19 protein-coding genes are annotated in these 20,082 nt (G+C 45.8%); 8 read left to right on the top strand and 11 right to left on the bottom strand.

Going from position 1 to position 20,082, the window contains the following annotated elements; genetic code table 11:
* Window positions 1-8: 8 nt before the first annotated feature.
* Entirely contained in the window at window positions 9-563 is a 555-nt protein-coding gene (locus tag DR864_RS08525; protein WP_114066563.1) for a hypothetical protein, read from the bottom strand.
* A gap of 380 nt (window positions 564-943) precedes the next feature.
* Between DR864_RS08525 and DR864_RS08530 the strand changes: the two genes are divergently transcribed.
* Window positions 944-2,290, top strand: coding sequence for an APC family permease (locus DR864_RS08530; protein WP_114070208.1), 1,347 nt, complete (start codon window positions 944-946; stop codon window positions 2,288-2,290).
* Between the two features lie 106 nt (window positions 2,291-2,396).
* Here the strand turns inward: DR864_RS08530 and DR864_RS08535 are convergent, their stop codons facing one another.
* Both DR864_RS08535 and DR864_RS08540 read right to left on the bottom strand, forming a co-directional pair.
* Complete coding sequence (locus DR864_RS08535; RefSeq protein ID WP_114066564.1) at window positions 2,397-2,909, bottom strand: thioredoxin family protein; 513 nt, start codon at window positions 2,907-2,909, stop codon at window positions 2,397-2,399.
* 89 nt (window positions 2,910-2,998) lie between these two features.
* On the bottom strand, window positions 2,999-5,533 hold the full coding sequence (locus DR864_RS08540; RefSeq protein WP_114066565.1) for a beta-N-acetylhexosaminidase: 2,535 nt from the start codon (window positions 5,531-5,533) through the stop codon (window positions 2,999-3,001).
* Window positions 5,534-5,677: 144 nt separating this feature from the next.
* Here DR864_RS08540 and DR864_RS08545 point away from each other — a divergent pair, with 144 nt between their 5' ends.
* Entirely contained in the window at window positions 5,678-6,133 is a 456-nt protein-coding gene (locus DR864_RS08545) for a GNAT family N-acetyltransferase (RefSeq protein WP_229599546.1), read from the top strand.
* 77 nt (window positions 6,134-6,210) lie between these two features.
* Here the strand turns inward: DR864_RS08545 and DR864_RS08550 are convergent, their stop codons facing one another.
* Window positions 6,211-6,372, bottom strand: coding sequence for a DUF1328 domain-containing protein (locus tag DR864_RS08550; protein WP_114066566.1), 162 nt, complete (start codon window positions 6,370-6,372; stop codon window positions 6,211-6,213).
* A 148-nt stretch (window positions 6,373-6,520) separates the two neighbouring features.
* Window positions 6,521-7,042 carry a DinB family protein gene (locus tag DR864_RS08555; protein ID WP_114066567.1) on the bottom strand — a complete coding sequence of 174 codons (522 nt, stop codon included), beginning with the start codon at window positions 7,040-7,042 and terminating at the stop codon, window positions 6,521-6,523.
* A 160-nt stretch (window positions 7,043-7,202) separates the two neighbouring features.
* On the opposite strand from DR864_RS08555, the gene DR864_RS08560 reads away from it, so the two are divergent.
* A complete protein-coding gene (locus DR864_RS08560) occupies window positions 7,203-7,616 on the top strand; it encodes a hypothetical protein (protein ID WP_162793651.1) in 414 nt (137 codons plus the stop codon).
* Here the strand turns inward: DR864_RS08560 and DR864_RS08565 are convergent, their stop codons facing one another.
* Window positions 7,617-8,084: a pyrophosphohydrolase domain-containing protein gene (locus DR864_RS08565; RefSeq protein WP_114066569.1), complete on the bottom strand. Its 468-nt coding sequence runs from the start codon at window positions 8,082-8,084 to the stop codon at window positions 7,617-7,619.
* 103 nt (window positions 8,085-8,187) lie between these two features.
* Complete coding sequence (locus DR864_RS08570) at window positions 8,188-8,883, bottom strand: DUF3592 domain-containing protein (protein WP_114066570.1); 696 nt, start codon at window positions 8,881-8,883, stop codon at window positions 8,188-8,190.
* 367 nt (window positions 8,884-9,250) lie between these two features.
* Between DR864_RS08570 and DR864_RS08580 the strand changes: the two genes are divergently transcribed.
* The 4 genes from DR864_RS08580 (at window position 9,251) to DR864_RS08595 (ending at window position 14,364) form a co-directional block, all read left to right on the top strand.
* The gene (locus DR864_RS08580) at window positions 9,251-12,415 is read left to right on the top strand and encodes a ligand-binding sensor domain-containing protein (protein WP_162793653.1); all 3,165 of its coding nucleotides are present in this window, start codon (window positions 9,251-9,253) and stop codon (window positions 12,413-12,415) included.
* 114 nt (window positions 12,416-12,529) lie between these two features.
* Window positions 12,530-12,946 carry a globin family protein gene (locus tag DR864_RS08585; RefSeq protein ID WP_114066573.1) on the top strand — a complete coding sequence of 139 codons (417 nt, stop codon included), beginning with the start codon at window positions 12,530-12,532 and terminating at the stop codon, window positions 12,944-12,946.
* 3 nt (window positions 12,947-12,949) lie between these two features.
* Window positions 12,950-13,588 carry a sensor histidine kinase gene (locus tag DR864_RS08590; RefSeq protein WP_114066574.1) on the top strand — a complete coding sequence of 213 codons (639 nt, stop codon included), beginning with the start codon at window positions 12,950-12,952 and terminating at the stop codon, window positions 13,586-13,588.
* Between the two features lie 14 nt (window positions 13,589-13,602).
* On the top strand, window positions 13,603-14,364 hold the full coding sequence (locus tag DR864_RS08595) for a LytR/AlgR family response regulator transcription factor (RefSeq protein WP_114066575.1): 762 nt from the start codon (window positions 13,603-13,605) through the stop codon (window positions 14,362-14,364).
* A 101-nt stretch (window positions 14,365-14,465) separates the two neighbouring features.
* On the opposite strand, the gene DR864_RS08600 is transcribed toward DR864_RS08595, so the two are convergent.
* Complete coding sequence (locus DR864_RS08600; protein ID WP_114066576.1) at window positions 14,466-15,200, bottom strand: head GIN domain-containing protein; 735 nt, start codon at window positions 15,198-15,200, stop codon at window positions 14,466-14,468.
* A gap of 200 nt (window positions 15,201-15,400) precedes the next feature.
* Between DR864_RS08600 and DR864_RS08605 the strand changes: the two genes are divergently transcribed.
* Window positions 15,401-16,267, top strand: a complete 867-nt coding sequence (locus tag DR864_RS08605; RefSeq protein ID WP_114066577.1) for a sugar phosphate isomerase/epimerase family protein — start codon at window positions 15,401-15,403, stop codon at window positions 16,265-16,267.
* Window positions 16,268-16,341: 74 nt separating this feature from the next.
* Here the strand turns inward: DR864_RS08605 and DR864_RS08610 are convergent, their stop codons facing one another.
* The 3 genes from DR864_RS08610 to rsmH are packed head-to-tail and all read right to left on the bottom strand — an operon-like array spanning window position 16,342 to window position 19,921.
* Complete coding sequence (locus DR864_RS08610; protein WP_114066578.1) at window positions 16,342-18,537, bottom strand: penicillin-binding transpeptidase domain-containing protein; 2,196 nt, start codon at window positions 18,535-18,537, stop codon at window positions 16,342-16,344.
* A 45-nt stretch (window positions 18,538-18,582) separates the two neighbouring features.
* Window positions 18,583-18,969: an FtsL-like putative cell division protein gene (locus DR864_RS08615; protein WP_114066579.1), complete on the bottom strand. Its 387-nt coding sequence runs from the start codon at window positions 18,967-18,969 to the stop codon at window positions 18,583-18,585.
* Window positions 18,970-19,018: 49 nt separating this feature from the next.
* The gene (gene rsmH / locus DR864_RS08620; RefSeq protein WP_114066580.1) at window positions 19,019-19,921 is read right to left on the bottom strand and encodes a 16S rRNA (cytosine(1402)-N(4))-methyltransferase RsmH; all 903 of its coding nucleotides are present in this window, start codon (window positions 19,919-19,921) and stop codon (window positions 19,019-19,021) included.
* Between the last annotated feature and the right edge of the window lie 161 nt (window positions 19,922-20,082).

A 20,082-nucleotide genomic window follows, 5' to 3' on the forward strand; every position in this document is an offset into this window, starting at 1 on the left:
AGCAGTAGTTATGCCTTAAGGTCTTTGGGCATTTTCAAGGATTTTAAGAATCCGTAAATAATCAGCAGTACCGTGACGACAAACGAAAACCATTTGAGCATTTTGAAAATTTCGCAAAAACTTGCCACGGTCATCGACTGCTCAGGGTAACTTTTGAGCATTGTAATGATGGTGATATTTTCTAAATAATCAAATACTAAAGAAACAAAAGGAAACAGGTTCACGTAGGCAAAAGGGGCATAAGACTTACGATAATACAACAAAGACAAAATCACCGCAAACAAGCAGGAATACACAATGGGATAAACCACATCGGTGGTCATTTCAATCGTTGCATAAAAAGCGCGCGCGGCCTCTCCATATTCTTCAACCATTTGCAAGGTGCGGGAAGGCGTAAATCCTATTGTCAAATCAATGGGTCCCAAGGTTTTACCCGATAGGGTATTCATACGTATTTCGGCATTTTTCAGAAAATAAGCTGGAAATGCAATGTATAGTACCAACAGTAAGACCAAGGTTTTCCAATTAGAAAACTGATAAAAAAACGTTGAGAGAGCTTTCATTTAGTCGTAGGTTTTGAGGATTTAACAAAAATTGGGAATTGAAAAGGGATAAAACCCTTTACTGGCAAGAATAATGATAAAAACAGTGTGCCAGACTCAACTACCGACTCGGAAACTGATTTTGGCAAATAAAAAGAAAAATAGCGCATATTTTCATACGCTTCTCAAAAATTAGACCTTCGAATCGAAAAATACTAGGGGCAAATTAGGTTGAATTTGCCCCAAAATACCACCACTTGCTGTTTTTTTAACAAGTCAAATCATACCGAAAGTTATGCTGATTGGCTTTTTTTAACCAATTTAGCAGCCGCCGCCCAATCTCCGCCTCTGCTGGGAGTCTCACTGCCAAAAAAGGTGCTTTTGTAACCAACCTAACTTACATGCAATCTGTTGACCCACAACCTAAAAACAATCAATTACTTAAAATCCTCGGCGTAGGTTTCGGCATCGCCGTCACCATCGGTGGCACCATCGGCACGGGTATTTTGCGCAAACCTGGCCCCATCGCCAATGCCCTCGGCGATCCGTGGCTTATTATGGGTGTATGGGTACTGGTGAGTATCTACGCACTACTTGGGGTACTGTGTACCATTGAGTTAGGAGTTACTTTCCCCAAAGCAGGCGCTTGGTACGTTTATGCCAAACGGGCCTTTGGCGGCTATGCGGGTTTTGTCGTAGGCTTCAACAGTTGGCTGGGCACGTCTTCCGCTACGGCCTTCGGGGCCTTTACCATGAGCGAATACATCGCGCTGCTTTTGCCCCAAACGGCTGGCTATGAATCTTTCATGGCGGTGGGTATTTTGTTGGCCCTTGGGTTGCTCCATTGGATTGGCCTACGCACTGCCAGCCGCGCCCAAGAAATTATGAGCGTGGCCAAAGCGGTGGGCCTTTTTGCATTTGTCGTGATTTGTTTTGTGTACGGCGACGCCGTTACGCCCACGCAAGTAGTAGAAACGACCGCAGATGCGGTGCAAAAAGGTTCCATGATTGGGGCCATTATCTTTGCATTACAGGCCATTTTTTATACCTACGACGGCTGGCACACCGCCGCCTATTTTGCCGAAGAAGATGCTGACCCGTCCCGCAACCTTCCCAAGTCCATGCTCGGCGGACTAGCGCTTATTGTAGCCATTTATTTGCTGGTCAACGCCGCCATTCTGTACATTTTGCCCATGCCCGTACTGCAACAATCCAAACTTGCCGCCGCTGATGCCATTACGTTGATTTTCGGCGAGCAATCGGGCAAAATTGTAACGTTCTTTCTGATGATTTCAATTCTAGGGATTGTCAACGCGCAGGTGATGTTTAACCCCCGCGTGCTCTATTCAATGGGCCGCGATGGGTTGTTTATTTCGCAAGCCACCCGCGTCAATGCGGGCGGCACGCCCAGCATTGCTATGCCGTTGTCGGTTGCGATGGCAGTTTTGTTTATCGTCAGTGGAAAGGAAGCCAGCGGTAAACTCTCCGACATCGCTACGTTTTTCTTCGTCATTGGCTATACTTCGGGCTTTGCGTCGTTGTTGTACCTCCGCAAAACTGAACCCGACATTCCACGCCCTTGGAAAGTGCCCGGCTATCCCCTCATTCCGTGGATTGTATTAATTGCCTCGTTGGCATTTTTGATTGGCGCGGGTTTTCAAGACCCCGGCAGTAGCGTCTATGCACTCGGCTTTCTAGTACTAAGTTATCCGCTGTATTTGGGGGTGAAATGGTGGAATAAGGGTTAGTCAGTTGGTGAAAACTTTCCATCAAATTTTAAGGTTTATACTTCTCTTGTGCGGCTTTCTCAAGTAATTTATCAGAAAAGTGCTTTGCAAGTAAACGACTCAATATTCAATTTCCAGCTCTTTTGTACTGCTTAGGATCCAATGCATTTTTATTCCATGCACCCAAAAATTCCATGATTTTAGCTTTATCGTAACCATCTCCTTTTTCGAGATAGGCAGAGTTTTGAGTATGAATCCTTTCGCCTTTATCGTTGAGAATAACAAACACTGGGAAACCAAAACGCTGCGGATAGTGGAGCTTTTCGAGAAACGCTAAGTTCATATTCTCTTTGCTGTAATTGACATGGGTTACTATGTACGATGCTTTAAACAAAGAGTCAATTTGCACGTCGGTGGTGCTGAGCTTATTGAATTTCAAGCACCATGAGCACCAATTTCCGCCAATTTGCAGGAAAACGTGCTTGCCTTCGGCCTGCGCTTTTTTAACTGCCGATTGTACATCAGCCTGTGCGTCAGCTTCGGGGTTATACAATTTTGGTTTCTCCTGCGCCTTTACTGTTATTGTAAAAGCGGCAGAAAAACAGAGCAATAAAAAAAAATTAAACGTGGTTAATTTCATTGCGAAGTTGTTGATTAGTGTATAGACAAAAGTATTGAATTTAACGGCTCTACTGAAAAGTCGCATCCATACAATTATAAATCAGAGTATTATGGATTTACTACAACCGTTCTACCACCCCGACCAGCACTGTTGAACACCCTAAATTTCATGCCTTTACTGACCGAAATAGGCTGCGAATACACCGCGCTGTTGACCGTAGGCTCTGTGCCATCGGTGGTGTATCGGATGGTCAATCCAGGCAATTGAACGTTGGCCTGCACTTGGTTTCCTTCCACTAAAGCGCCCGCCGTTGGCACACGATAGGCAAACCCTCCTGCAAAGGCATCCAAACGCGGCAGCTCACGTTTACCTAATTGGTTGGCAAACACCGACCACGCTTTTTGGTAGGCTTTTTCATCATTTGTTTCCGCCCAAGTGGGCGACTGCGCCCACGCCCGTTCGGCCATTCCCATGAGTTTTGGCAACATCATGTAATCCACTCGTTCGGGCGAATTAACCGTTTCACTCCAAAGAAGTCCCTGAATACCCACAATATTTTGCTTTCCATAATCAGTAAGTCGCTCTTTTCCGTTGAAAATAGAACGGTCGAGGGGATTGCCCAGACGGTCTTCTTTGGAGTTTTTGAAATAATCGTAAGGAATAAACGAAAACGGTTTGTCAACGTCGGTATACGCGCCCCAATAGTAACCCGGCTCGTCAAAAGATTTGTAGTACGACATGTCGAAATACAAATGCGTCACGCACGACAGCACCACTTTGTAGCCTGCATTGGCAAGTCGATACGCCAAGTCTTCAGCGCCCCAGCCCAGTACGTTGTTCCACACATCTACCTGCATATCTTGACCCACAAAATCAGGATTGGGAATAATGTGAGGTTTGCCATCAAGCATGGTTTTTCGCATCGCAATTTCTTCCCAACCATACAAAAACAAGCCTCGTTTCTGGACCAAATCGTTGATTTTTCCGTAGAAATAATACCAAAGGTCGTCGGTGGTTTTCAGTTCTGGATTTTGTTGGCGGAGCTTTTCGACCGCCGGAGAGTTAGTCCAAACGCCCGTCGGGACTTCGTCACCACCGTAGTGAATGGTTTCGAGCGGCGCGCCTGCTTCGCGATACATCGCCAAAATATCATCGGTAACGGTTTCCAAAAAACGATAGGCCGAAGGCAACGCCACGTTGATGACATTGTCGTTGTACATCTGTACTGAGCGGTACACCGAGCGGTCGGCGGGGTCGTGCAAGAGGTATTTTTCAGCTTCTACTTTGCGGCCTTCCGCAAGCTTGCTCACGTACCGCGCTTCCATCGCCTTGATGGCCGCCCGGGCGTGGCCTGGTGCTTCTATTTCAGGAATAACTTTGATATGACGCGCCGTAGCGTAGCGTAAAATATCCACAAATTCCAATCTACTGTAGTAGCCAGTGCCCGCGTTGGCGGTTAGGTCAGGACCCGAGCCATAGGCAGGTTGAAGGTTTTTTAGCGGGGTGTTGGAGTGCCCGCGCATAGCCCCTACCTGCGTCAATTCGGGCAGAGAAGGCATTTCCAAACGCCAGCCTTCATCGTCCGAAAAATGCAGATGCAGCACGTTGAGTTTATAAAAACCCATCAGGTCGAGGAGTTTTAAAAGCTGCTTTTTAGAATGAAAATTACGGGCAATATCCAACATAATAGCCCGATGCCCAAAACGCGGTTGGTCGTTTACTTCAGCACCTACTACGGTTAAGTTCGCCTGCGTTTTTCCCCACGAAGTGGGAGGTAGCAAGGCCATTAATGACTGCATCCCGTAAAAAGCCCCCGCCCGGTCGGCAGCGGCAATCTCAGCCCCTTTTTCATTGACAATCAACCGATATGCTTCTTTTGCGAGGCTGCTATCTACCCGAAAAACAATGGCGGCTTCCGCCTTTTGTGTCGTTGAAGTCACGGATTTCCCAAGCATTGCGCTCAACTGTCCAGCCAGAAAAGAGGCCTCTTCTTTGAAATCAGCGGGAGCAAACAGCTTAGTTTCGGGCGTAATTACCAAGGAAGTTCCCGTTTCGCGGTAGTGTTGGGGAGTTGGGAGTATTTTAGGGATTTCTTTTTCGGGAATATCCTGAATGGATTTATTTTGGGCAAAGGTCGTAGCGGGCGTAATGAGACCAAATTTATCTCCCGCAAAACGTTGGTATTGACGCGGTTGGGTAGAAGGTTTGATGGTATAATCCGTCAGCGAATAGCCTTTTTCGGGTTGTTGGTCCCACACCCAATACAGGCCCGCTGGGCCATCAGTAAAATTGACCACCCATGCTTCCGAGATAAAATTGACCTGCACCGAAGCACCCGGTTTAAGTCCCTGAAAACTGGCGGTGGGCACCAATTGAAACAAATCTCCGTTGATGTGCCGCACTTTCAAGTCGGTAGATAGCGTCGTATCCACTTTGCGTACAAAATTGAAATACATCGTCCAGCCGTTTTTAGGAAGCGGTTTTTTACCCGTATTGGTAATAGTAAAAGCGGTAAGCGAAGCCGATTTCCCTTGGTGGTTGTTTTCAATGATTTCCCAACTGATTTTTAACGGGGGAGCGGTTAATTGCGCCCACAAAGCGGAAGAAATCAATAAAAGCGTCGGTAGAATGTAACGAATCATTTGGAATGGAGCAGTTAGAAAAGGAATACGATGAGTTGATGAAACGCAAAAGTAAATGAACATTGCTGTTTTTTAACAAATCGTTTTGTAAAAAACCAAACGTACCCCATTTTGCAATTGATTTCACTTCTCTCAAAAACGCCCATGAACAACCCTAAAAACCAAATGCTCCTTGAGCCCGTTTTTCCGTCCGATTATCCTGAAGTTACCGAGGTTTGGGAGGCATCGGTGCGGGCAACTCATCACTTCCTATCCGAGGACGATATTCTTTATTTTAAACCCTTGATTCTGAATGAGTACCTGAAAGCCGTCGATTTGGTCTGCACCAAAGACACAACGGGACGGATTCTGGGCTTTATGGGCGTCCACGGCGATAGCCTTGAAATGCTTTTTATTCATCCCGACGCGCGCGGCAAAGGCATTGGAAGTCAATTTATTTATCATGCCATCCATCACTTAAACGTACGAAAAGTGGATGTAAATGAGCAAAATCCGCAAGCATTAGGATTTTATGAACACATGGGTTTTGTGGTTGTGAGCCGCTCGGAACTTGATGGTTTGGGTAAGCCCTACCCGATTTTGCACATGGAATTGAAATAGGCGGCCGATGTAGCAAAAAAAGAGGCCAAAAACGATTCGTTTCTGGCCTTTGATGCATTAATGGGTGTTTATTTTCGTTATATCTTGTTTCGTCCTGCGATTAAACTCAATAAAAACAACACAATCGCAATGTAGAATACTATTTTGGCCAAGCCAGCAGCACTTGCTGCAATACCGCCAAATCCTAAAACAGCCGCAATGAGGGCTACAACTAACAAAATTACAGTCCAGCGTATCATAGTAGTAAGGTCGTTTTGAAGTTAGAATAGTTATTAAACTACCCTATTCCTTAAAATGCTATGACCAGCCCTATTTTGGGGAATATTCCCTATTTATTGCCGAAAACACGCCTATCTTTCAACAAAGTGTAGAAAAAAGTCCACACTTTTATGCAGACCCTGCGCGTACTACCGCCACTGTTACCAGCAGTTGCCCCACATGCCGCTGGGTATGCTCTGCCGCGTGAAAAAGCAATCCCAATACAGTCGAGGGGATTTGGGAGCGCCCTACTCCTCGAATATCGGTGAGCGTCTCAGGGTTTGTACGTTGAATTTGGGCCAATGCCCGCTCTATCTGTTGACTGAATAATTGCAACAACGCATCAAACGTTTCCGCATTTTCCTGCGGTTTACCTTCGTTGGCGAGCCATTGCAACTGCGCCGCATTCAAGGGTTCAGCCCGAGCGTAGGTAAAAAGCCGGTCGAGGACCCCCGTCAGGTGTTGCAAGTGAAACCCAACCGAAGCGACTCCTACGGGGCGTTCCCAGAGTTTATTTTCGGGAAAATCTTTCGCCAACGCCTGCACTTCTTCACGAGCCTGCAATAGCGCATGGGCTACTGGTTGTAGCAAAGCAGGAATTTCAGGAAGCGGCCCCCTCAGCCACACTTCACGGTTATCAATGGGCGTCATAGAAATTGTTTTTTGAGTTATAAAACATACCACGGGTAACTCGTCCGCTGTTCAGTTTTTTTAGCTGACAAATATCACCTCACTCTTCGTAGAAGGTCATTCTATAATGATTTTCTAGCGGCAATCTTTGAATTACTGTTTACAAAACCCCTTTATTGCCATGATAAAAGCACTCAGATTTACGGCTATTTTTCTACTCCTGTTCAATGGCATCGGTGCGCTCTATGGCGGTGGCCTGTTGATTCTTGACCCCACGGGCGACAAATTGCAACTTCCTTTAAGCTACCTCCAACACGCTCCGTTCAAAGATTACCTCATTCCAGGCATTGTGCTTTTCCTCGCCAATGGCGTTTTGAGCTGTGTTGTGTGTATCCTCACATTTACTCACCACAGGCGCTATGCCCATTTCATCATTTTGCAAGGGGTAATTCTGAGCGGCTGGATTCTCATTCAGGTGTTGATGGTCCAAACGGTTTATCAACTGCACTATATCATGGGGGCCGTTGGCCTTGCACTCATGGGAGCAGGAAGTCTCTTACTTTTAAAAGACATTTCAAAACAGCAACTCCAATAATTAAGCCTCCACAATGCTTTCTAAATCGGCGGGAGAATAAAAAATGGACTTCAAAGTCTTGTTATCGGCGGTTCGGTACACGAGGTATTTTCCGCTGTCTTCTTTATAATAACATTCCGTGCCTTTAGCCTCAAAATGCTTAACGGTAGCTTCTGCTTCTTCGATGGTATTGCAAGCTTTGCTCATGTTTGAGCGTTGTACTTCATCAAACAGGGCTTTGAACTTGCTCCCCAATCCAAACTCCAACACCGCCCCCGACAAAACGTACTGAATATCGGCCAAGGCATCGGCCACACCCACGATGTCTTTCTCCAAAATCGCCACTTCTAGCTCTTTCAGTTCTTCAGCAATCAAGGCCACACGCAGGTTGCAGCGGTCTTGGGACGGAATTTGGGGTGTATCTAAAATAGGGTGTTTGAAAGTGCGGTGAAACTCAGCAACTTGATTGAGGCAGTCTAATTGTTCCATTGAATATAAGGTTATCCTTTTGATAAATGAGACTCAAAACTACAAAAAAACGCGGAGAAGCCTCTCCGCGCCCGTCAACAACGACCTAGTTCATTTCTTAAAATTAATTTCCTTGTTTTGGCAAAAAAGAAGTATCTACCTCGTACACGCCATAATCTTTTGGAGAAACACGCACCGTCACTTTTTGCCCAGGCGACATAAAAGGCGCAGGATTGAACCAAATGTTATCGCTTTCGTAGCTATAAACTTTTTGGGACTGTGGTTCAAAATATTGAGCAATAATCATCCAGGGATGTTTTCCACCTACCGAAAGGGATGTATTGTACCGGACATCCACTACGTCGGCCATGATAATTTGACCATTAAGGCGCAACCAATCGTTTAGGCGTTTGCGACGCCAGCGCCAGATAAATCCGCCGTAACCTATTGCCCCAAAAATAAGCCCGATTCCGCCAAAAATACCCGGCAAAAGCCACGAATCAAGCCCCGAAAGAACCACTTCATCGGGGTCATTGGGCAAATACCACAGGGTTACGTTTTCCCCTTCGTCGTAAGACGGCGGACTTGAATACGTAGAAGAATAGTAAGTGCGGCTCTCTCCCGATTGCGTCATGAAAGAGATAACAGGCGCTCGCCCTCCTTTTGACGAACTGCTGAACGATACAACCGTTCCGGTGGTTTTGATACCGTTTTGTTTGATTTTCTGATCGGCGCTCCAAGTAAGAAAGCCAATAGCACCGAAGAGCGTCCCTACGGCCGCAAATATGGCAAAGAAAATACCGAAAAAACTATTCTTCATCTGCGTATAAATTTAACAAACAATACACTGGTTATCAGCGCTGTTTCGAACAAAACTAAAAACTAATTTTTGTACTGAAAAAGCAATTTATTCAACGGCAAAATCACCACGGTTCAACACCTTTATCGTACGGCTCAATGCTGATTTTGCCCCGTTTTACCCCCAAAAACCAACGCTTTGGTCAGTTTTATTTTTCGTTTCAATCCCTTCTTTCTACTTTCATCGAATACCAATTGTATCGATTCAGCTTGTCAAATCCGTTTAATGAAGTAAAAGAAGGCCATTTTTTTTGCACTTTTACGTCTTACTTAACTTTTTTCAGCCACAACAAATGCGGACAGGCTCATCCCTTTTTTTTAGTCTACTTTTGAGCTGTTGGACACAGGTTCTGGTGCTTGGGCAATCTTCCGAAATCTCTTTTCAGCACCTGAGTCCTGAGCAGGGGCTTCCTATTCATTATTGCACTGGTATTGCCCAAGATACGTCGGGTTTTATCTGGATTGGTACGTTGGCTGGACTAGCACGCTACGACGGTATTCGATGCAAAGTCTTTGACCACGACCGCCAAAACCCCCATTCGCTTTCGGATATTATTGTTCGTTCCGTTTTGTTATCCAAAAATGGCACCCTTTGGGTAGGAACGCAGCATGGATTTAACCGAATGGACTTTAAAACGCAGCAATTTGAGCGATTTCATTTTACCAAATACGGTGAGCGCTCCGATTATATTCGCTGTATCGGCGAAGACTTCCGGGGTAAACTCTGGCTCGGTAGCGCCAACGGACTGATTCTTTTTGACCCCAAAACCAAGCAATCAGAATTAATTAAGCTTCCTACCGACCCCTCCTCAAAGCCGCTCGTTTATTCTGTTCGCTCGTTGCTGATTGATGGCCCCACGGTTTGGATTGGCACCGACTTGGGGCTGTATCGCTACAATATTGAAGAGAATTCTTTTCAGGTTTTTTGCAAAAGCGATGAATTGGGCACCATTCCCGACAACTCCGTGACGGCTTTGGCAAAGCACCCCAAAACGGGAAATATCATTGTTGGCACCCGCAATGGTACGTTGTCGATGTTGAGCCTTGCCACCGAACATTTCATAAAAATGGACATTCCACTGGCCGAACCCCGAGAAATTAGCTCGGTGTTTTACTCCAAAGATGGTAAACTCTGGATATGTACCCAAGGACAAGGGATTTTTTGTTATCACGAAAACCAACGAAAGTTTATTAATTACCAAAGTCAAATCAACGTACCCAATAGTCTGAGTTCCAACTATGTACGAACCGCATTCCAGGACCGTTCGGGCGTACTTTGGTTTAGTACTGCTTATAAAGGCATCAGTCGGTTTAACCCTGCTAGTCAGTCATTTACTTCTCCCCTAAAAGAAGCCAATTATCAGCCTACCACGGCCAACGGCGGGGCCATTAACCGGATTGCGGTCGACAGTAAGGACAACCTTTGGTTGGGAACCGACAACGGCGTGGTGTGGGTCAACCAAACTACCAATACGTACAAGGCCTATCGCCACGATCCTAAAAACAAAAACAGTCTTTCTGACAACGGTGTCAACTCTATCTACGTTGACCCCGAAGACAAGGTATATATAGCCACCCAACACTTTCAGCATTTGGACCCTACCACGGGAAAATTTACGATTTATGACCATCTCCCCAATGAAGCAATGCCCTCCCCACCACCTATCGTTCCTGGGCGTCATTTTGTCGCAGGCAGGCTTGTGTTCGATTTACATCCTACATCAGATGGAAGTGTGTTTATCGGCACCGACGAGGGGCTGAATATATTTGACCCCAAGACCAAAACTTTTGCCAATCGCTTTAACGATGAGCGCATTCGGCGTTTGCCTCTGAATCGCTACAATAGCCTATACACCGACAGCAAACAAAATCTGTGGGTTGGCTGCGGCGTTGACGAGGTGCTTTGCATTAGTCCCGATTTATCAAAAGTAACCACTTATCGATACCAAGAAGACAACCCCAAAAGCCTGCCTGACAACGGCGTAATGTCTTTTTCGGAAGACTCAAAGGGCAATATATGGATGGGAACTGATAATGGACTGGCCTGCCTTGACCCTAAAACTCAATCGTTTACCAATTATTTTACCCGTCATGGCATTGCTAACAATTATGTTTCGGCCCTGATACGGGTCCGAAACACGCTATGGATGGGAACCGCTAATGGATTAACGCGGTACGACGAGCAACAAAAACGGTTTGTATCCTTTGGCCGCGCCGACAACCTTGAGGTGCTTTCTATCGAGACCAAATCGGTGGCCAAAGACCAATTGGGTAATTTGTATTTTGGGGGACTGTACGGATTGGTGCGGTTTCATCCCGACCGCGTCAAAACCAACACGTTTGTTCCGCCCGTAGTCGTGACGTCGTTAAGGGTGCATGGTCAGGAAGTTCTTCCTACGCACATTCCCCAAAACAACCTTCCGATTACGTTGGCGTACGATGAAAACGACCTTAGCATCGAAGCGGCCGCCCTAAGCTATGACCATTCGGAAAACAATCTGTTTTCATTCTGGCTCGAAGGCGTCAAAAATGACAACGGTTGGCGAGCTCCTACGACCCAAGCAAACATTAGCTACCTCAACGTACCACCCGGGGAGTATACGTTGCACGTAAAAGCCGCCAACAACGACGGAGTCTGGAACCCAGCTCCGTACACCCTACGCATCGTAATCAATCCACCATTTTGGCAAACATGGTGGTTTCAAACGTTAATGGTCATGCTGGTCGTAGCCATCGGCGTTTACATTTATCGGTCCCGCGTAAAAATCATCCAACGCGAACACGCCACGCAGGTAAAATTGTTGGAAGAACAACAAATGCTTCAAAATCAACTCAATCAGGAGTTGACCGAAAAACTGGATTTTCGCCAAAAGTTTGAAATTGTCCAAAAGCAACAAGTTGAAACCGAGCGCAAAGCCATCATGCTTGAGCGTGAGAAAGTACTAGCTCGTTATCAAGGACTTATCAACCAACTCAATCCCCACTTTTTGTTTAACAGCTTGGCGGTTTTGGACAGTCTCATCTACAAAGACCATAAACTAGCCTCCAAATACCTCCGTCAATTGACAAAAGTATACCGGTATCTGATTGAAAACGACGACCACGAAGTGGTGATGCTAGAACAAGAATTACGCTTTGCCCGTGACTTTATAAGCCTGTTGCACATGCGATACGGCACGGGGCTATGCGTTGAAATAGACATCCCCGACGATTTGGCGCACAAAAAAGTGGTCCCCGTTACCTTTCAAAATTTAATTGAAAACGCCATCAAACACAACACAACCAGCTTGGAATCACCCCTTTGGGTAAAAATCAGGGAAGAAGACAATTACCTTATTTTTGAAAATAACCTACAAAAGCGCGGAACCGTAACCACTTCCAATAAAAAAGGATTGGGCGATTTTCGGGCTTTGTATAGTTACCTAACCGACCGACCCATGCAAGTAAAAGAAACCGTCGACCGTTTTACCGTCTATGTTCCATTACTGGATTAACGCCTCGGTTTTAGCTTTTGCAGGATTAGCCATCCAAACCGACGTCTTAGGCTGTTTTTTTTAGTTATGCTGTTTAAACCATCTAATTTTATACAACCAACCCACACATAAACCATGAATGATCAACAAAAAAAGCTGGTACAAACCAGTTTTGCCCGTATTGTTCCGAAATCAGAGTATGCCGCTCAAGTGTTTTATACACGTTTTTTTGAACTAGTCCCTGAGGTAAAGCATCTTTTCAAAAGTGAGCTTAAAACCCAAGGAATCAAACTGTTTCAGGTGATTAGCTTTACGGTATGTTCTCTGGATAATATGGATGAACTACTGCCACTGTTGCAAGATTTAGGACAGAAACACGTGAAGTACGGCGCCAAAGTACAGCATTATCAATACATTGGAGAGGCGTTGTTGTGGACATTGGAAAAGGTACTAAAAAGTGATTTTACCCCCGAAATACAACAAGCGTGGATTGATGTATACAGCGTGATGTCGGCCGCAATGATTGAAGCCGCCCACCAACAAACGGCCTGATGAATGAAACCAACGCCTAAAATAGAATCTACACCAACCGAAATACCCGCCCAAGAAGCGGGCGAAAAAAGCGCGTATGATAGTGACCATTCGGAAGTTAAATACCAAAATTTAGTCAGTCAGCTCAATCCACATTTTTTGTTTAACAGTCTGGCCACCCTTGAAAGTCTGATTTACAGCGACCAACGGCTGGCGGTCAAATTTTTAAGTCAATTGACGCGCGTCTATCGCTACGTTCTGACCACCCGACACACCAAACTGGTCACGCTGGGTGAAGAGTTGTGTTTTATTAAAGATTACGCAGATTTGCTCCAAACCCGCTTTGGGAAAGGGCTGGAAGTATGCCTTACAGTACCCGAAACCTATTATTCGTTTCAGATTGTTCCGACCACGTTGCAGATTCTGATTGAAAACGCCACCCGGCACAACCTAACCGACCCCGACTCGCCGTTGCTGGTTACGATAAAAATTGAAAATCAACGACTTATCATCGAAAACAACCTCCAAATCAAACGTACATTAGAAGTTCAAAATCGACAAGGCTTAAGCAGCTTGCGGAATTTATACGCTTATTTTTCAGAAACCGCGCTTGAGATTCAACAAACACCCGAATTCTTTCGCATCGTATTGCCATTACTTTAACCTAACCAAACACCATGAAAGTTCTAATTGTAGAAGACGAAGCCCTCATTGCCGAACAGCTCCAACGAATGTTGAAAGATATTGCGCCACAGGCCGAGGTGCTTGATGTTTTGCACAGCGTAAAAAACGCCAGACGGTGGTTTATGCAAAATGCCGAGCCTGATTTGCTTTTCATGGATATTCAGCTCTCCGATGGTATCAGTTTCGATTTATTCAACTATTTCGACATCAAATGTCCGATTATTTTTGCCACCGCTTACGACGAATACGCCATCAAGGCGTTTAAGGTCAATGGCATTGATTATCTTTTAAAACCCATCGACGAAGAGGATCTTATTCGTGCCCTTGGTAAATTTAAGGCGCTGCAAAAAAACCAAAGTATTTCGACCGAAGTGCTGCAAACCCTGGCCAATCACCCTTCCCAAATCGGGAGAATGTACAAGGAGAAACTGATTGTTCAGCACCGCAATGCGTCTATTCCTATCAACTTGGCCGATGTATCGCTATTTTATCTTGACCAAGTAATCTTTGTGGTAACCAATGACGGTCAAAAATACATTGCCGAACAAAACACACTGGATGAAATCGAAGACATCCTCAACCCAAATGAGTTTTTCAGGGCAGGACGCCGACAAATTATCAATCAAAATGCAGTTGAAAGTTATAAGGGTGACGCCTCTGGGAAATTATACGTAAAACTACGAAGCAGCCACGTATCAGAAGTAGAAATCAGCCGGGAAAAAGCCCCTGTGTTTAAACGCTGGATTGACCGCTAAGCTAAAGCTTTACACCAAAACAGCCGCGTTATGAAGGTATATTTTCATAATGCGGCTATTTTATTTCAAAAAAATTCGACAATTATCATTCCAGAATCTATCTACGATTCGCTTCTGACGGAGCTGGCACCAGAGGTATTGGAGCGTACCGAAGCAGTGCCACGATAACGTACACTACTCGCGCCACTGGCTTCCACTTCGAGTTTACCGTTTACGCTCACGCGCACGTTACTAGCTCCCGAAGCATCCAGAAAGGCTTCTTTCACGGGAAAATCGTAGGCTTTCAGGGAGGTAGCCCCCGAGACTTCCCCTTCCAAGCGGTTGGCCGAACCCGTCAATACAATCGTGGAAGCGCCCGAAGCATCCATCACGATTCTTTGGGCCTTCACCTGAATATCGGATTTAGAAGCCCCCGAAATATCCAAATCCAACGTTCCCAAATCATTGAATCCTGATACACGCGACGTCGTGGCTCCCGAAAAATCAAGGGCTTTGACGGTGGGCATCGAAATCGTGACCGATATGCGTTTTCGGTTACGGTTCCAACCAAATGAATCCTTGTAACGAATGCGGAGTTTTCCAGCCGAAACATCGGCTTCCAAGTCGTTGAGATCTTGCTTACGGCCTTCTACTTTGACCGAATGGTTGCCTTTGGTAACCGTAATTTCAAACGCGCTTCCTAACGAAAGACGATCAAAATCTTTGAGGTCAAACGTACGGGTAGTACGGTCTTCGTCTTGACGTTCACGGTTTTCGGCCGAAAAAGAGCAGGCTACTAAGAAAAAAGCGCTGGCAAAAAGAAGGGTGGTGAGGCGGTAAAAAATGGCTGTTCTCATATCAATTTCAGGGGTTTTTGGGTATAAGATGCAAAAGTTAAATTCAATGTTGCATCAACACTATTTTTTTTATTTGAACGTTGCATTAGGCAACACAAACGGACGTTTATTCTTTTCGAGTCAATCGAAGGTAACTAATTCCTTTCCGGTTACATTTGCGCCTTAAATTACTAATTAACCTATCTTCAATTTTAAGTTCAATGAAACGCAGAACCTTTCTCCAAACCACCGCAGGTCTTGGTGCACTTGCCTTATTGCAATTGCAGGCCGAAGCTAACCCGCAAGCCAAAGCAGTAGGCTTACAACTATACACCCTCCGCGAGGATATTCAAAAGCAGGGTATCGAAAAGATACTGGCAGAAGTGGCCAAGCTCGGCTACAAAAAGGTGGAAAATTTCGGGTACGGGCAAGGTAAATTTTTCAAAAAAACTCCTGCTGAATACAGTCAACTCCTGAAAGACAACGGGCTTACGGCTGTCAGCGGACACTATATGACCGCGCGTACGCCCGGAATGACCGATGGATTGACCAAGAATTGGGAAAAAGTGGTGGAGGATGCAGCCGCTATTGGTCAGAAATACGTAGTGCTTGCCTACCTGATGGACAGCGAGCGCAAAGCCGAGGATTACAATCAACTGTTTGATTTGCTCAACAAAAGTAGCGAAATCGCCCTTAAATCGGGCCTGACCATGGGCTATCATAACCATGATTTTGAATTTACCCAAAAAATTGATGGCCAAAAGCCTTATGATTTATTGCTCAAAAACACCAATGTCGTCATGGAAATGGACTTGTATTGGGTCGTAAAAGCAGGCGAAAATGCCGCTGCGTACTTCGCCAAATATCCAAATCGTTTTCCGTTGTGGCACGTCAAAGACATGGCCAAAACCCCCGAAAAAGAGTTTTCAGAAGTGGGCCTCGGCAGCATTGATTTTGCCAGCCTGTTCAAGGAAGCAAGCGTGGCGGGCCTCAAACATTACTTTGTAGAGCAAGATGTATGCAAGCGTCCTCCGCTCGAAAGTATCCAGATAAGCATTGATAATATTCAAAAAGCAAAATGGGGATAAATTGAAAAACGCCCCTCTCCTTGACAAGGAGAGGGGCGTTTTGTTTTAACTAAAAAGATGGATGAGGAGTACAACTATCGCAACGTCAAAATATACGCACCTCCCTTATATTCATATTCTGCCACTTTTCCTTTCCCCTTGTATGCCACTTTAAAACCGTGGTTTTCGAGCAAATAAAGGGCGTCGCGGAGCGACATTCCTTTCAAATTGGGCAATTTATTAGGGTCGGCATCGCGGCTTTCCCATTTTACACCATCCTTATCTTTTTTGGCTTCTACCCATCCGTTGACATTCACTGGCGATTCAATATCCATTTCTTCGGCCACCACCCGCAAGTCATCGGCATGACCCGCCCGTAGCTGACGCGACATTTCGGAGTTCTTATTTTGTTGTTTCGGAATCGGTGGGTGCATGTTTATGTCATACCCCACAATCCGGTCTACCACTTCTTTAAATACCGGTGCCGCCACGCTACCCGCGTAAAGTTGTTCCATACTGAATCCACGCGGGCTGTCAACCACCACCAACACCGAATAACGAGGAGCATCGGCGGGAAAATAGCCGATAAACGATGTATTGTACAACCCCGGCACGTAGCGGCCATTCACAAGTTTTTGAGCAGTACCCGTTTTCCCCGCAATTTTGTAAAACGGATTTTTGATGTTCGTGGCCGTTCCGTGGTCCACGACTCCTTCCAACATTTTTCGGGCATTGCGCAAAGAGTTTTCGGAAGCAATGCGTACTTCACTGCGAAATGGCACCATTTCCTGCACAATTTGATCGGCCTGTTTTATCTGTTTGACCAGCATCGGGCGCACCCAGTAGCCATCGTTGGCAACAGCATTATAAAAAGATAACATCTGTAAAGGCGTCAACTCTGACTCATAGCCATAACTCATATAGGTCAGCGAGGTCTTGCTCCAGCGTTTGTCGGATGGCGTCCGAACGCGGGGATCTGGCTCTCCTTTCATCTGAATACCCGTAGGCTCACGCAGGTGAAAGCGCTTCAGATAACCCACATATTTATCAGGTTTTGTGTAAAAATAATCTTTCATCACTAAGTGAACACCGACGTTTGAGGATTTTTCAAACACCTGTTGCGCCGTGATACTACCGTGTCCTATGCGTTTTGTATCCCGAATGATTGCCGACTTGTAGGTCGCAATTCCATTGCCAGTATGGTACATGCGTTTGGGCGACATCCCTTCTTCCAAAGCCGCCAACATGGAGGCCAACTTAAAGGTAGAGCCGGGGTTTCCCAATCCCGCAAGGGCGTGATTATAGGTTTCGCGGTAACTTGAATCGGTATCACGAGAGAGGTTGGCAATGGCCCGAATCTCGCCCGTTTGGACTTCCATCACAATCACACAACCATAAGCTGCATTATAACTGCGGAGCGTATTGCGAAGTGCCGTTTCAGCAATGTCCTGAAAATTAACGTCGATGGTGGTGTGTAAGTCGTATCCGTTGGACGGTTGCAGTCCATCTTCGTCTTCATTAGGCATAAATGTCTGATCGTCAAGCACTCGGTACAACCCTACACCTGGGGTCCCTGCCAATCGTTTTTCAAAACTAGCCTCCAGTCCAACCAATCCGCGCCGGGTCTTTTTATCGAGGTAGCCGATGGTACGCTCCGCCAATGAACCGAAGGGATTATAACGCTCGTAGGTAATCATCAATTTCCCACCCCGACTGCGCCCTGTCGACGAAAAACGGCGGAAAAACGGCCAGCCTTTCCAGGTGGCTTTTTCGGTTGTGCCGTCCTTCTTTTTTACATTTCCCTTAAATTCTTGCCCCAAAATAATACTGTACTCTCGGTAAGTCACTTTACGTTTCAGGAGTCGAATATTGCGGTTGCCACGCCGTTCGTTCCGCTCAAATTCGTGCCGGGCAAAGAGTAATTCTTTCACATAACTCTCGGCCGTGCGTTGTCCAAAAGTCTTGGCCAAAAGTGTCCCCAACGAGTCGACCCGGGTGTAGAAATACACGCTGTCGGCCACTGTAGGGTCGATAGAAACCTCAAAATAGGGCAACGAAGTCGCCATCAGGCTACCGTCATTGGAGTAAATATTGCCGCGCATGGCTGGAATGGTATCCACGCGAACAGTTTTTGACATGTATTCAATCCAGGGTTTCCCCTTGTAAAGATCGTAGTGTTGAATATAAAAAATACGGTAAATAACCAACGCCCCCAGAATAATAAGCCCAATGGCTACTACCCAAGAACGCTGCAAAATATCGTCACGAATATTTCCAGTTTTGCCTCTCATGGTTAGGGTTAATTAACGGTATTAAAATGCCAATGGCTCAATTTATTACTTTTTCACCTGAATACGCTGGGGCGATTTTCGGCTTTCCGATAGGCCCATCTTGGCCACTTTAGGTGCCAATTCTGACTGTTTCCCCATCTTCATATAATTGGCTTTCAGAATAGTATACGCGGCCCGATAGTTATTGACTTCTTCGGTTGCTTTGCGCAGTTGCCGCATTTGTCGTTCGGCGTTGATGCGAAAAAAAATCACAATAAGCCCTAACAAAAGCAAATACAAGGTTCCGTCGAGGTACCTGACGGGAAATTCGCGTCCGCCAATCCACTTTTCAACGTGGAACCATTGCCCAAGCCAGCTCAATACTCGGCTCTTGCTACGAACGGGGCGCGCGGTTCGCTTTTGGTTTTGGGCTTTTAACACGTTGATGGCCATAGGTCAAATGTTTTGCTGATGACTGTTTTTATAACTACTGCTTAATGAATTACAATTTTTCGGCAATACGCAGTTTTGCGCTGCGCGCACGCGAGTTTTGGACAATCTCTTCGGCTGATGCTTCAATGGGTTTACGCGTAACTGACTGCAAGGGTTTGAGGTCGTTGCCAAACAAATCTTTTTCTACTTCTCCGTAGAACTTGCCTTTGCCGATAAAATTTTTCACCAACCGATCTTCCAGCGAATGATACGACATCACCACCAACCGGCCTTTGACTTTGAGCACTTCTGCCGATTGCGTCAAAAAATCCTGCAATGCACCCATTTCGTCATTTACTTCAATGCGTAACGCCTGAAATACTTGCGCAAAATATTTGTTCTCTTTCCCTCTCGGCACGCACCGTTGGAGACTTGCTTTCAGATCATTCACGGTTTCGAGCGGTCCGTTGGCACGGGCTGAAACCACCGCTAACGCGGCCGTTTTGGCATTTTGTAACTCACCATACATGCCAAAAATACGGTGTAATTCTTCGGCCGAATAGCCATTGACAATATCCCGGGCTGAGACCCCGCCACGCGGATTCATGCGCATGTCTAAATTGGCTTCAAAGCGCGTCGAAAAACCGCGCTCGGGCGTATCAAACTGGTGCGACGAAACCCCCAAATCACCTAAAATTCCATCCACTTGCTTAACGCCGTACAAGCGTAGGTATTTTTGAAGAAGACGAAAATTAGCATCCACAAACGTAAGACGCTTATCATCAATCGCTTCGGCATTGGCCCGGGCGTCTGGGTCTTGGTCAAAAGCAAACAGACGACCTTTTTCTCCGAGCTGTGCCAAAATGGCCTTTGAATGCCCTCCCCCGCCAAATGTCACATCTACATAAACGCCATCGGGACGAATTGCCAAACCTTCCAAACACTCCTTCAATAATACAGGATTATGATACATTTTTTAATATTTAGTAGGGGCAAGCCTTGCGTTTAACCAAAACGTAGGTACCTATCCCCAACGCGAGTCAGTGAATAACCGCAAAATTAACGAACTTGATGAGATACGGGGCAGAGTTCGTCAAATTAACTGACGAACGAATTGGTAAAAAATAGTCACAG

The organism is Runella rosea (assembly GCF_003325355.1).
Classification (GTDB): domain Bacteria; phylum Bacteroidota; class Bacteroidia; order Cytophagales; family Spirosomataceae; genus Runella; species Runella rosea.

Coding starts and splice junctions, on each gene's coding strand:
- DR864_RS08610 (WP_114066578.1), bottom strand. CDS start 18,537: ATGAGAGGCAAAACTGGAAATATTCGTGACGATATTTTGCAGCGTTCT.
- DR864_RS08550 (WP_114066566.1), bottom strand. CDS start 6,372: ATGATACGCTGGACTGTAATTTTGTTAGTTGTAGCCCTCATTGCGGCT.
- DR864_RS08545 (WP_229599546.1), top strand. CDS start 5,678: ATGAACAACCCTAAAAACCAAATGCTCCTTGAGCCCGTTTTTCCGTCC.
- DR864_RS08595 (WP_114066575.1), top strand. CDS start 13,603: ATGAAAGTTCTAATTGTAGAAGACGAAGCCCTCATTGCCGAACAGCTC.
- DR864_RS08585 (WP_114066573.1), top strand. CDS start 12,530: ATGAATGATCAACAAAAAAAGCTGGTACAAACCAGTTTTGCCCGTATT.
- DR864_RS08605 (WP_114066577.1), top strand. CDS start 15,401: ATGAAACGCAGAACCTTTCTCCAAACCACCGCAGGTCTTGGTGCACTT.
- DR864_RS08560 (WP_162793651.1), top strand. CDS start 7,203: ATGATAAAAGCACTCAGATTTACGGCTATTTTTCTACTCCTGTTCAAT.
- DR864_RS08565 (WP_114066569.1), bottom strand. CDS start 8,084: ATGGAACAATTAGACTGCCTCAATCAAGTTGCTGAGTTTCACCGCACT.
- DR864_RS08535 (WP_114066564.1), bottom strand. CDS start 2,909: ATGAAATTAACCACGTTTAATTTTTTTTTATTGCTCTGTTTTTCTGCC.
- DR864_RS08570 (WP_114066570.1), bottom strand. CDS start 8,883: ATGAAGAATAGTTTTTTCGGTATTTTCTTTGCCATATTTGCGGCCGTA.
- DR864_RS08525 (WP_114066563.1), bottom strand. CDS start 563: ATGAAAGCTCTCTCAACGTTTTTTTATCAGTTTTCTAATTGGAAAACC.
- rsmH (WP_114066580.1), bottom strand. CDS start 19,921: ATGTATCATAATCCTGTATTATTGAAGGAGTGTTTGGAAGGTTTGGCA.
- DR864_RS08600 (WP_114066576.1), bottom strand. CDS start 15,200: ATGAGAACAGCCATTTTTTACCGCCTCACCACCCTTCTTTTTGCCAGC.
- DR864_RS08530 (WP_114070208.1), top strand. CDS start 944: ATGCAATCTGTTGACCCACAACCTAAAAACAATCAATTACTTAAAATC.
- DR864_RS08615 (WP_114066579.1), bottom strand. CDS start 18,969: ATGGCCATCAACGTGTTAAAAGCCCAAAACCAAAAGCGAACCGCGCGC.
- DR864_RS08590 (WP_114066574.1), top strand. CDS start 12,950: ATGAAACCAACGCCTAAAATAGAATCTACACCAACCGAAATACCCGCC.
- DR864_RS08540 (WP_114066565.1), bottom strand. CDS start 5,533: ATGATTCGTTACATTCTACCGACGCTTTTATTGATTTCTTCCGCTTTG.
- DR864_RS08555 (WP_114066567.1), bottom strand. CDS start 7,042: ATGACGCCCATTGATAACCGTGAAGTGTGGCTGAGGGGGCCGCTTCCT.